Raw genomic sequence first — 12,572 nt, 5'->3', positions numbered from 1 at the left:
CGACGGTTTACGTTTCGCTATCCGCGAAGGTGGCCGTACAGTAGGTGCGGGCGTTGTTGCTAAAGTATTAGGTTAATTACTCGCGTAATTCTCCTAGAGAAGGGCATCAATTGATGCCCTTTTTATGCGTTGTTTGAAAAAGAACCTATCTCATCACTAGTTTGACGTAAATTATTGGTGAGATAGGCTCTGATACAACGAATCGAGTCCAGTATCTTGCAGATACGAATGTCATAGAGATATGACACTGTGTCAGATGCAATCATAGTTGATTTTATGGTTAGTCTGATTTGTTTTGCTCTTGCGAGGCAAGCTGGCTATTTATTTACATCATATGACAGGTTAATTTATGAGTGCGAATAGCGGAGCTCAAGATAGCAAACGCGGTGGTGATATCGCTAAATGGATCATTACCGTTTTATTGCTGGCAGTAGCAGTGGGTGGCAACTATCTTTACCGTGAATTTAACCTAGCGTTACGAGCTTTAGCTGTTGTTGCTTTGTTCGTAGCAGCGGGTGGGATCGCGTTGTGGACAACACAAGGTAAAGCAACATTAGTATTTGCTCGCGAAGCGCGCATTGAAATGCGTAAAGTAGTATGGCCAACACGTCAAGAAACATTGCAAACGACCCTGATTGTTGCTGCAGTGACGGCTATTGTGTCATTAGTTCTTTGGGGACTGGATGGCATTCTGGTTCGTTTTGTTTCATTTATTACTGGCCTGTGAGGTGTTCATGACTGATTCTCCAAAAAAACGCTGGTATGTCATTCAGGCATTTTCGGGCTTTGAAGGCCGTGTTGCACAGTCGCTGCGTGAACATATCAAATTAAACGAAATGGAAGACTCATTCGGCGAAGTTATGGTTCCAACCGAAGAAGTGGTTGAGATCCGTAGCGGTCAACGTCGCAAAAGTGAGCGTAAATTTTTCCCAGGTTATGTTCTTGTCCAAATGGTCATGAACGATGCAACTTGGCACTTAGTACGTAATGTACCTCGTGTTATGGGATTTATTGGTGGAACCTCAGACAGACCTGCACCAATTAGTGATAAAGAAGTTGATGCGATTATGAATCGCTTACAACAAGTTGGTGATAAGCCACGTCCTAAAACACTGTTTGAACCAGGTGAAATGGTTCGTGTTAGCGATGGTCCATTCGCTGACTTTAATGGTGTGGTTGAAGAAGTTGATTATGAAAAAAGCCGCTTAAAAGTTTCTGTTTCAATCTTTGGTCGTGCGACACCAGTTGAATTAGACTTTAGTCAGGTTGAAAAAGGTTAAACCTTTTTACGTTGCTTTCTTGCAAAAGGTGGAAAAGTTATCTACAATTTTCCACCTTTCGTTTTGAGTTGTTTTGTCATAAGACAGAACAAAGTAAAATCGGGGAGCCCTAGCCGGGCGATATACCCAAATTGAGGAATTAATTAATGGCTAAGAAAGTCCAAGCCTATATCAAACTGCAAGTTTCTGCAGGTATGGCTAATCCAAGTCCACCAGTTGGTCCAGCTCTGGGTCAACAAGGTGTTAACATCATGGAGTTCTGTAAAGCATTCAACGCTAAAACTGAAAGCGTAGAAAAAGGCTTACCAATTCCTGTTGTTATTACAGTTTACGCTGACCGTTCTTTCACTTTCGTTACCAAAACTCCTCCAGCAGCAGTTCTGCTGAAGAAAGCTGCGGGCGTGAAATCAGGTTCTGGTAAACCGAACAAAGAGAAAGTAGGTAAAATTACTTCTGCTCAAGTTCGTGAAATCGCAGAAACTAAAGCTGCGGACCTGACTGGTGCTGACGTTGAAGCTATGATGCGTTCAATTGCTGGTACTGCTCGTTCCATGGGCCTGGTAGTGGAGGATTAATCTGATGGCTAAACTAACCAAGCGCATGCGCAATATCCGTGAAAAAGTTGAAGTAACTAAACAGTACGAAATCGCTGAAGCTGTTGCTTTACTGAAAGAACTGGCTACTGCTAAATTCGTTGAAAGCGTTGACGTTGCTGTTAACCTTGGCATCGATGCACGTAAATCAGATCAAAACGTTCGTGGTGCAACTGTACTTCCACACGGTACTGGCCGTTCAGTTCGCGTTGCTGTATTCGCACAAGGTGCAAATGCAGAAGCTGCTAAAGAAGCAGGCGCTGAATTAGTCGGTATGGACGACTTAGCTGCTAAAGTTAAAGCTGGCGAAATGGACTTTGACGTTGTTATCGCATCTCCAGATGCAATGCGCGTTGTAGGTCAATTAGGTCAAATCCTTGGCCCACGTGGCTTAATGCCAAACCCGAAAGTGGGTACTGTAACTCCTAACGTTGCTGAAGCAGTTAAAAATGCTAAAGCTGGTCAGGTTCGTTACCGTAATGACAAAAATGGTATTATCCATACCACTATCGGTAAAGTTGATTTCAACGAAGAACAGTTGAAAGAAAACTTAGAAGCTCTGTTGGTTGCGCTGAAAAAAGCAAAACCATCTGCAGCGAAAGGCGTTTATATCAAGAAAGTAAGCCTGTCTACCACTATGGGTGCAGGTGTTGCTATTGATCAAGCTAGCTTGAGCGCGACAGTTTAATCTTAGATTAGACTAAAGTCATAAAAGACTTTACCTTGGCGTCAAATTTGTATAGAATTTGACGCCTTGAGTTTAGCTATGTGGTATTTTATTTAATTCTACATAACTAAATTCTCTGAATTTCGGTTGGAGTCTGGCCTATCCAGACCCCGTCCAAGACCGCAGGTGTAAGTAATTACTTAATTTTCCTGCGTAGACGGTGAGAGAGCCAATAAAGAATTATATATTCTGGATTCTACTCACCGTGTTTTAGCGCTTATACCATTGTGGTAATAAGTGATGTGAGTCCCGAGTTTTTACTCGGTTAATCCAGGAGCAAGAAGCTAATGGCACTAAATCTTCAAGACAAACAAGCGATTGTTGCTGAAGTCAGCGAAGTTGCCAAAGGTGCGCTTTCTGCAGTTGTTGCGGATTCCCGTGGCGTTACTGTAGCTAAAATGACCGAACTGCGTAAAGCATGTCGTGAAGCTGGCGTTACTGTACGTGTAGTACGTAACACACTTCTGCGTCGTGCTGTTGAAGGTACTTCTTATGAAGTACTGAAAGATGCATTTGTTGGTCCAACCTTGATTGCATTTTCTGCTGAACATCCGGGCGCTGCAGCTCGTCTGTTCAAAGATTTCGCGAAAGCGAACCCAGCATTCGAGATTAAAGCGGCTGCCTTTGAAGGTGAGTTTATCCCAGGTTCGAACATCGATCGTCTGGCTACACTCCCAACTTACGATGAAGCAATCGCACGCCTGATGGCAACCATGAAAGAAGCCTCTGCAGGCAAATTGGTTCGCACTCTGGCTGCTCTGCGCGATCAGAAAGAAGCTGCTTAATAGCCAATTTCTTCGTTGCTTTATTTACGTATAAACTTTTTCTGAATTTTAGGAACACTTGTTATGTCTATTTCTAAAGACGATATCTTAAACGCAGTTGCTGAAATGTCTGTAATGGACGTTGTTGAACTGATCTCTATGATGGAAGAAAAATTCGGTGTATCTGCTGCTGCAGCTGTTGCTGTTGCTGCGGGTCCAGCAGAAGCTGCTGAAGAGAAAACTGAATTTGACGTTATCCTGAAAGCTATCGGCGGTAACAAAGTAGCAGTAATCAAAGCAGTACGTGGCGCTACCGGTCTTGGCCTGAAAGAAGCTAAAGACTTAGTAGAATCTGCACCAGCAGCTCTGAAAGAAGGCGTAAGCAAAGATGATGCTGAAGCTCTGAAGAAAGCTCTGGAAGAAGCAGGCGCTGAGGTTGAAGTTAAATAATTTAACTTCCCAGAGTGCAGCCTAACGGCTGATGGCTGGTGATTTTTTGGTCACCAGCCTTTTTGCGCTGTAAGGTAAGAGTAGCTTTTTCACACTTTTTGGCTTTCTCTCTACCTCAATATTTTTTGCTATTGACGACTTAATATACTGTATTACTCACTACGATCCACGTTGTCCAAAAGCTCGGTAGTGAACTCAATGCAATGAAATGATTTAAGAGTAATAGTAATAAGTATTATGGAAAATTACATTTTCCTACCTACAAAAAATAGTGTTAGCAGAATGTCGTGTCGCCCTTAATAACTAAGGGTAGGCAGAGTGGGTCACTTTTCAGCGAGCTGAGGAACCCTATGGTTTACTCCTATACCGAGAAAAAACGTATTCGTAAGGATTTTGGTAAACGTCCACAAGTTCTGGATGTTCCCTATCTCCTTTCTATCCAACTTGACTCGTTCCAGAAGTTTATCGAGCAAGATCCTGATGGTCAAAACGGTCTGGAAGCAGCTTTCCGTTCCGTATTCCCTATCCAAAGCTATAGTGGCAATGCTGAATTACAGTATGTCAGCTACCGCTTAGGCGAGCCTGTTTTTGATGTTAAAGAATGTCAGATCCGCGGTGTAACTTATTCTGCACCTCTGCGTGTAAAACTGCGTCTGGTCATTTATGAACGTGAAGCCCCAGAAGGCACCGTTAAAGACATTAAAGAACAAGAAGTCTATATGGGTGAAATCCCATTAATGACCGATAACGGTACCTTTGTAATCAATGGTACTGAGCGTGTTATTGTTTCTCAGTTACACCGTAGCCCTGGTGTGTTCTTTGATAGTGACAAAGGTAAAACACACTCATCTGGTAAGGTACTGTATAACGCACGTATTATCCCTTATCGTGGCTCATGGTTAGACTTCGAATTCGACCCTAAAGATAACCTTTTTGTCCGTATTGACCGTCGCCGTAAATTACCTGCGACTATCATTTTACGCGCAATGAACTACAGCACTGAAGAAATCTTAGGTTTATTCTTCGAAAAAACATTGTTTGAAATCAGCAACAACAAGCTGATGATGACATTAGTGCCTGAACGTCTGCGTGGTGAAACTGCTTCATTTGATATTGAAGCAAACGGCAAAGTATATGTTGAAAAAGGCCGTCGTATTACTGCTCGCCATATTCGTCAATTAGAAAAAGAACAAGTTGACCGCATTGAAGTACCTGTTGAATATATTGCAGGTAAAGTGGTTGCTCGTGATTATATTGATGAAGCAACAGGTGAACTGATTTGTGCTGCTAACATGGAAATCTCTTTAGATGTGTTAGCTCGCTTAAGTCAAGCTGGTCATAAAACGATTGAAACTCTGTTTACCAATGACTTAGATCATGGTGCTTATATTTCAGAAACTGTTCGCGTCGATCCTACAAACGATCGCTTAAGCGCGTTAGTTGAAATCTATCGCATGATGCGTCCTGGTGAGCCACCTACACGCGAAGCTGCAGAAAACTTATTTGAGAACTTATTCTTCTCTGAAGATCGTTATGATCTTTCTGCTGTGGGTCGTATGAAGTTCAACCGTTCGTTAAGCCGTGACGAAGTTGAAGGTTCTGGCATCCTGAGCCAAGAAGATATCATCGAAGTAATGAAAAAACTGATTGATATCCGTAATGGTAAAGGTGAAGTGGATGATATCGACCACTTGGGTAACCGTCGTATTCGTTCTGTTGGCGAAATGGCTGAAAACCAATTCCGTGTTGGTCTGGTGCGTGTTGAGCGTGCAGTTAAAGAACGTCTGTCTTTAGGCGATCTTGATGCATTAATGCCACAAGATATGATCAATGCAAAACCGATTTCTGCTGCTGTCAAAGAGTTCTTTGGCTCTAGCCAGTTATCACAGTTTATGGATCAGAATAACCCGCTATCAGAAATTACGCATAAACGTCGTATTTCTGCATTAGGCCCAGGTGGTTTGACCCGTGAACGTGCAGGCTTCGAAGTTCGAGACGTACACCCAACTCACTACGGTCGTGTGTGCCCAATCGAAACGCCTGAAGGTCCAAACATCGGTCTTATCAACTCATTATCTGTTTATGCACAGACTAATGAGTACGGTTTCCTTGAAACGCCTTACCGTGTTGTTGAAAACAACGCTGTAACAGATGAAATTCATTATCTGTCTGCAATTGAAGAAGGTAACTTCATCATTGCTCAGGCTAACTCCGTATTAGACGATGACAATCACTTCGTTGAAGAATTAGTTACTTGCCGTCATAAAGGTGAGTCAAGCTTATTTAGTCGTGACCAAGTTCAGTACATGGACGTTTCAACCCAACAGGTTGTTTCTGTCGGTGCTTCACTGATCCCATTCCTTGAACACGATGACGCCAACCGTGCATTGATGGGTGCGAACATGCAACGTCAGGCTGTTCCTACACTTCGTGGTGATAAACCACTAGTAGGTACAGGTATGGAACGTGCTGTAGCGGTTGACTCCGGTGTTACTGCAGTTGCTAAACGTGGTGGTGTTGTTCAGTATGTTGATGCTTCTCGTATCGTTATCAAAGTTAACGAAGAAGAGACTTACGCTGGTGAAGCGGGCATTGATATCTATAGCTTGACTAAATACACCCGTTCTAACCAGAACACATGTATTAACCAAACACCTTGCGTATCTTTAGGTGAACCTGTTGATCGCGGTGATGTGTTAGCTGATGGTCCTTCAACAGACCTTGGTGAGTTAGCATTAGGCCAAAACATGCGCGTGGCATTTATGCCATGGAATGGTTATAACTACGAGGACTCCATCCTTGTATCTGAGCGTGTTGTTCAAGAAGATCGTTTCACAACTATCCATATTCAAGAACTGGCTTGTGTCTCTCGTGATACTAAGTTAGGGCCTGAAGAGATCACAGCTGATATCCCGAACGTTGGTGAAGCTGCGTTATCTAAACTGGATGAATCAGGTATCGTTTATATCGGTGCTGAAGTGAAAGGCGGTGACATTCTGGTTGGTAAAGTAACACCTAAAGGTGAAACTCAACTGACTCCAGAAGAGAAACTGCTGCGTGCTATCTTCGGTGAAAAAGCATCTGATGTTAAAGATTCTTCTCTACGTGTTCCTAATGGTGTGTCTGGTACAGTTATCGATGTACAAGTGTTCACCCGTGATGGCGTAGAAAAAGATAAACGTGCATTAGAAATTGAAGAATCACAGTTACGTGAAGTTAAGAAAGACTTAACTGAAGAACTGCGTATCTTTGAAGCTGGTCTATTCGCTCGTATCCGTGGTGTTCTGATTGCTGGCGGTATTGAAGCTGAGAAATTAGATAAATTACCTCGTGAACGTTGGTTAGAACTGGGTATTGCGGATGAAGAGAAGCAAAACCAGTTAGAACAATTAGCAGAACAGTATGATGAACTGAAAGCTGAGTTCGCGAAGAAACTGGAAGCTAAACGTCGTAAAATCACTCAAGGTGATGATTTAGCACCAGGTGTGCTGAAAATCGTTAAGGTTTATCTGGCTGTTAAACGTCAGATCCAACCTGGTGATAAGATGGCGGGTCGTCATGGTAACAAGGGTGTTATCTCTAAGATTAACCCTATTGAAGACATGCCATACGATGAAAACGGCAACCCAGTTGACCTCGTACTGAACCCACTGGGTGTACCATCACGTATGAACATCGGTCAGATCCTTGAAACTCACTTGGGTATGGCTGCTAAAGGTATCGGTGATAAGATCAACGCGATGCTGAAACAGCAACAAGAAGTTGCTAAATTACGTGAATTTATCCAGAAAGCTTACGATCTGGGTATGGCACCTCGTCAGAAAGTTGATCTGGACACCTTCAGCGATGAAGAAGTGTTACGTCTGGCTGAAAACCTGAAAAAAGGTATGCCAACCGCAACACCAGTGTTCGATGGTGCAGAAGAAATGGAAATTAAAGAGATGCTTAAATTAGCTGATCTTCCAACTTCTGGTCAGATTACACTTTTCGATGGTCGTACAGGTGAGCAATTTGAGCGTCCAGTAACTGTTGGTTACATGTACATGCTGAAACTGAACCACTTAGTTGATGATAAGATGCACGCCCGTTCTACCGGTTCGTACAGCTTAGTTACTCAGCAACCTCTTGGTGGTAAAGCTCAGTTTGGTGGACAGCGTTTCGGGGAGATGGAAGTGTGGGCACTGGAAGCATACGGTGCAGCTTATACTCTTCAAGAAATGCTTACTGTTAAGTCGGATGACGTTAACGGTCGTACCAAAATGTACAAAAACATCGTTGATGGTAATCATCAGATGGAACCAGGTATGCCAGAGTCGTTCAACGTATTGTTGAAAGAGATCCGTTCACTGGGTATCAACATCGAATTGGAAGACGAATAACGGATTCCATAGAGACAGACTGCTAGAGATGGCAGTCTGTCAAACAGTGACTACACTGGTTTAAAGGGGTGAATGACAGGGGTCATTTGCCTGGCAGGTCTAACTCCGACAGGAGCCATTTCGTGAAAGACTTATTAAAGTTTCTGAAAGCGCAAACCAAGACCGAAGAGTTTGATGCGATCAAAATTGCTCTGGCATCACCTGATATGATCCGTTCATGGTCATTTGGTGAAGTTAAAAAGCCAGAAACAATTAACTACCGTACGTTCAAACCAGAACGTGACGGTCTTTTCTGTGCCCGTATTTTCGGACCAGTAAAAGATTACGAATGTTTGTGTGGTAAATACAAACGTTTAAAACACCGTGGTGTTATCTGTGAGAAGTGTGGCGTTGAAGTTACACAAACTAAAGTTCGTCGTGAACGCATGGGTCACATCGAATTAGCTTCTCCAGTTGCTCACATTTGGTTCTTGAAATCATTACCGTCCCGTATCGGTTTGCTGCTGGATATGCCACTGCGCGATATTGAACGTGTATTGTATTTTGAATCTTACGTTGTTGTTGAAGGCGGGATGACTAGCCTTGAACGTGGTCAAATCTTAACAGAAGAGCAATACCTCGATGCATTAGAAGAATTCGGTGACGAATTTGATGCGAAGATGGGTGCAGAAGCTGTTCAGAACCTCTTACAGAGCATGGATCTGGAACAAGAGTGTGAAACGTTACGTGAAGAGTTAAACGAAACTAACTCTGAAACTAAACGTAAGAAACTGACTAAACGTATCAAGTTACTTGAAGCGTTCATGCAATCAGGCAATAAACCTGAGTGGATGATCTTAACTGTACTGCCTGTGTTACCACCAGACTTACGTCCACTGGTTCCACTTGATGGCGGTCGTTTTGCGACATCTGACCTGAACGATTTATATCGTCGTGTGATCAACCGTAACAACCGTTTAAAACGCCTGCTTGATTTAGCAGCTCCAGACATCATCGTACGTAATGAAAAACGTATGTTACAAGAGTCTGTGGATGCGTTATTAGATAACGGTCGTCGTGGTCGTGCGATCACAGGTTCGAACAAACGTCCTCTGAAATCTTTGGCTGATATGATCAAAGGTAAACAAGGTCGTTTCCGTCAAAACCTGTTAGGTAAACGTGTTGACTATTCTGGTCGTTCTGTAATCACCGTTGGTCCATACCTGCGTCTGCATCAGTGTGGTCTACCGAAAAAAATGGCTCTTGAGTTATTCAAACCATTTATTTACGGAAAACTGGAAACCCGTGGTTTAGCGACAACAATTAAAGCCGCTAAAAAAATGGTTGAGCGCGAAGAAGCGGTTGTTTGGGATATCTTAGATGAAGTTATCCGCGAACACCCAGTGATGCTAAACCGTGCACCAACACTTCACCGTTTAGGTATTCAGGCATTTGAACCAATCCTTATCGAAGGTAAAGCTATTCAGTTACACCCACTCGTTTGTGCGGCATACAACGCCGACTTCGATGGTGACCAAATGGCGGTTCACGTACCATTGACATTGGAAGCGCAACTAGAAGCTCGTGCGCTGATGATGTCAACAAATAACATCCTGTCTCCAGCAAGTGGTGACCCAATCATCGTTCCTTCACAGGACGTTGTATTAGGTCTTTACTACATGACTCGTGACTGCATCAATGCCAAAGGTGAAGGCATGGTGCTAAGTGGTCCTAAAGAAGCTGAACGCGTTTATCGCGCTGGTTTAGCCTCTTTACACGCACGTGTTAAAGTACGTATCACTGAAGAGATCAAAGATGGCGAAGGTAACATCACTACTGAAACTAGCTTAAAAGACACTACTGTCGGCCGAGCTATTTTATGGATGATCGTACCAAAAGGCCTACCTTACGCGCTGGTTAACCAACCATTAGGTAAGAAAGCAATCTCTAAAATGCTTAATACCTGTTATCGCGTAATGGGCTTGAAGCCAACAGTTATTTTTGCTGACCAAATCATGTATACCGGTTTTGCTTACGCAGCACGTTCAGGTGCTTCAGTAGGTATCGATGACATGGTTATCCCTGCGAAAAAAGCAGAGATCATTGCAGAAGCAGAAGCTGAAGTTGCAGAAATTCAGGAACAGTTCCAATCCGGTCTGGTAACAGCGGGCGAACGTTACAACAAAGTCATCGATATTTGGGCCGCGGCGAATGAGCGCGTAGCGAAAGCGATGATGGAAAACCTGTCTACTGAAACCGTTATTAACCGTAATGGTGAAGAAGAACAACAAGTATCTTTCAACAGCATCTTTATGATGGCTGACTCCGGTGCTCGTGGTTCTGCAGCTCAGATCCGTCAGTTAGCAGGTATGCGTGGTCTGATGGCTAAGCCAGATGGCTCAATCATCGAGACACCAATCACAGCGAACTTCCGTGAAGGTCTGAACGTACTCCAGTACTTCATCTCAACCCACGGTGCTCGTAAAGGTCTTGCGGATACCGCACTGAAAACAGCAAACTCCGGTTACTTGACTCGTCGTTTAGTTGACGTTGCGCAAGATTTAGTTGTCACAGAAGACGACTGTGGCACAACCGAAGGTGTTATGATGACTCCGGTTATCGAAGGTGGAGATGTTAAAGAGCCACTGCGTGAACGTGTATTAGGTCGTGTAGCTGCAGAAGATATTCTGAAACCAGGTACTGCTGATATTCTTGTTCCACGTAACACCCTGTTAAACGAAAAACTGTGTGACTTGTTAGAAGAAAACTCAGTTGACAGCGTGAAAGTACGTTCAGTTGTAACCTGTAACACAGACTTCGGTGTATGTGCTAAATGTTATGGTCGTGACCTTGCTCGTGGTCATATCATCAACAAAGGTGAAGCTATCGGTGTTATCGCGGCACAGTCAATCGGTGAACCAGGTACACAGTTAACGATGCGTACGTTCCACATCGGTGGTGCGGCATCTCGTGCGGCAGCAGAATCTAGCATTCAAGTACGTAATAAAGGTACTCTGAAGCTGTTCAATGCGAAGTTCATTACCAATACTGCGGGTAAATTAGTTATCACTTCTCGTAACACAGAATTACGTTTAATTGACGAATTCGGTCGTACGAAAGAAAGCTACAAAGTGCCTTACGGTGCTCAATTAGCGAAAGGTGATGGCGAAGCGGTTAATGGTGGCGAAACTGTTGCTAACTGGGATCCACATACAATGCCAGTTGTGAGTGAAGTATCTGGTATCATTCGTTTTGCTGACATGGTTGATGGTCAAACCATCACACGTCAAACAGATGAATTAACAGGTCTTTCTTCACTGGTTGTTCTGGATTCAGCAGAGCGTACAGGTAGCGGTAAAGATTTACGTCCAGCACTGCGCATCACTGATGCACAAGGCAAAGATGTATTGATCCCGAATACTGATATGCCAGCACAGTACTTCCTGCCAGGTAAAGCAATTGTTCAGTTAGACGATGGCATTACAATTAATGCAGGTGACACTTTAGCGCGTATTCCACAAGAATCTGGCGGTACTAAAGATATCACCGGTGGTCTGCCACGCGTTGCTGACCTGTTTGAAGCACGTCGTCCGAAAGAGCCTGCAATCCTTGCTGAAATCAGCGGTATTGTATCGTTCGGTAAAGAGACTAAAGGTAAACGTCGTCTAGTTATTTCTCCATTAGACGGTAGCGATGCATACGAAGAGATGATCCCTAAATGGCGTCAGCTTAACGTATTCGAGGGTGAGGTTGTGGAACGCGGTGATGTTATTTCCGATGGTCCAGAGTCACCACACGACATTCTGCGCTTACGTGGTGTTCATGCGGTTACTCGCTATATCACTAACGAAGTACAGGAAGTTTACCGTTTACAAGGCGTTAAGATTAACGATAAACACATCGAAGTTATCGTTCGTCAGATGCTACGTAAAGTTACCATTGAGAACGCAGGAAGCTCTGAGTTCCTCGAAGGTGAACAGGTTGAATACGCTCGCGTTAAAGTATCAAACCGTGTTCTGGAAGATGATGGTAAAGTACCAGCAACGTATGCTCGTGACCTGTTAGGTATCACGAAAGCATCTCTGGCAACTGAATCCTTCATCTCTGCTGCATCATTCCAAGAAACAACGCGTGTTCTGACTGAAGCAGCGGTAGCAGGTAAACGTGACGAATTACGTGGCTTGAAAGAGAACGTTATTGTTGGTCGCTTGATCCCAGCAGGTACAGGGTATGCGTATCACCAAGATCGTATGAAGCGTCGTCAATCACAATTGCCAGCAGATGAAACTGAAACAACAATCAGTGCCGATGAAGCATCTGCTAACTTAGCAGAATTACTGAATGCTGGTTTTGGTGGATTAAAAGACTAAAATCTAATTTAGATTAGATTGAAATGCCCT

General features: G+C 43.6%; 9 protein-coding genes. All 9 read left to right on the top strand.

Annotated elements, in window-relative coordinates; translation table 11 throughout:
* Positions 1-76 (top strand): EF-Tu C-terminal domain-related protein (locus ABN256_RS18005; RefSeq protein WP_072077167.1); only part of this gene is annotated, 76 nt, incomplete at its 5' end.
* A 273-nt stretch (positions 77-349) separates the two neighbouring features.
* Positions 350-727, top strand: a complete 378-nt coding sequence (secE, locus tag ABN256_RS18000) for a preprotein translocase subunit SecE (protein ID WP_072071069.1) — start codon at positions 350-352, stop codon at positions 725-727.
* A 7-nt stretch (positions 728-734) separates the two neighbouring features.
* Positions 735-1,280 carry a transcription termination/antitermination protein NusG gene (gene nusG / locus ABN256_RS17995; RefSeq protein ID WP_004246900.1) on the top strand — a complete coding sequence of 182 codons (546 nt, stop codon included), beginning with the start codon at positions 735-737 and terminating at the stop codon, positions 1,278-1,280.
* Positions 1,281-1,426: 146 nt separating this feature from the next.
* Complete coding sequence (rplK, locus tag ABN256_RS17990) at positions 1,427-1,855, top strand: 50S ribosomal protein L11 (protein ID WP_006534703.1); 429 nt, start codon at positions 1,427-1,429, stop codon at positions 1,853-1,855.
* A gap of 4 nt (positions 1,856-1,859) precedes the next feature.
* Positions 1,860-2,561 carry a 50S ribosomal protein L1 gene (rplA, locus tag ABN256_RS17985; RefSeq protein ID WP_196554947.1) on the top strand — a complete coding sequence of 234 codons (702 nt, stop codon included), beginning with the start codon at positions 1,860-1,862 and terminating at the stop codon, positions 2,559-2,561.
* Between the two features lie 326 nt (positions 2,562-2,887).
* Positions 2,888-3,385, top strand: a complete 498-nt coding sequence (gene rplJ, locus ABN256_RS17980; protein WP_006534706.1) for a 50S ribosomal protein L10 — start codon at positions 2,888-2,890, stop codon at positions 3,383-3,385.
* 63 nt (positions 3,386-3,448) lie between these two features.
* Positions 3,449-3,814 (top strand): 50S ribosomal protein L7/L12, encoded by a 366-nt coding sequence (gene rplL, locus ABN256_RS17975; protein ID WP_023583093.1) that lies wholly within the window; start codon positions 3,449-3,451, stop codon positions 3,812-3,814.
* 350 nt (positions 3,815-4,164) lie between these two features.
* Entirely contained in the window at positions 4,165-8,193 is a 4,029-nt protein-coding gene (rpoB, locus tag ABN256_RS17970) for a DNA-directed RNA polymerase subunit beta (RefSeq protein WP_072071066.1), read from the top strand.
* 122 nt (positions 8,194-8,315) lie between these two features.
* Positions 8,316-12,542 carry a DNA-directed RNA polymerase subunit beta' gene (gene rpoC / locus ABN256_RS17965; protein WP_072071065.1) on the top strand — a complete coding sequence of 1,409 codons (4,227 nt, stop codon included), beginning with the start codon at positions 8,316-8,318 and terminating at the stop codon, positions 12,540-12,542.
* Positions 12,543-12,572: the final 30 nt, after the last annotated feature.

The organism is Proteus sp. fly-1008 (assembly GCF_040140305.1).
Taxonomy (GTDB): domain Bacteria; phylum Pseudomonadota; class Gammaproteobacteria; order Enterobacterales; family Enterobacteriaceae; genus Proteus; species Proteus vulgaris_B.
Note: the sequence above shows the minus strand (reverse complement) of the source record. Positions and strands in the feature narration are given on the sequence as shown.

Bases quoted from the DNA above. Each gene is read 5' to 3' on its own strand.
- rplK (WP_006534703.1), top strand. From the start codon at position 1,427: ATGGCTAAGAAAGTCCAAGCCTATATCAAACTGCAAGTTTCTGCAGGT.
- nusG (WP_004246900.1), top strand. From the start codon at position 735: ATGACTGATTCTCCAAAAAAACGCTGGTATGTCATTCAGGCATTTTCG.
- rpoB (WP_072071066.1), top strand. From the start codon at position 4,165: ATGGTTTACTCCTATACCGAGAAAAAACGTATTCGTAAGGATTTTGGT.
- rplJ (WP_006534706.1), top strand. From the start codon at position 2,888: ATGGCACTAAATCTTCAAGACAAACAAGCGATTGTTGCTGAAGTCAGC.
- rplL (WP_023583093.1), top strand. From the start codon at position 3,449: ATGTCTATTTCTAAAGACGATATCTTAAACGCAGTTGCTGAAATGTCT.
- secE (WP_072071069.1), top strand. From the start codon at position 350: ATGAGTGCGAATAGCGGAGCTCAAGATAGCAAACGCGGTGGTGATATC.
- rplA (WP_196554947.1), top strand. From the start codon at position 1,860: ATGGCTAAACTAACCAAGCGCATGCGCAATATCCGTGAAAAAGTTGAA.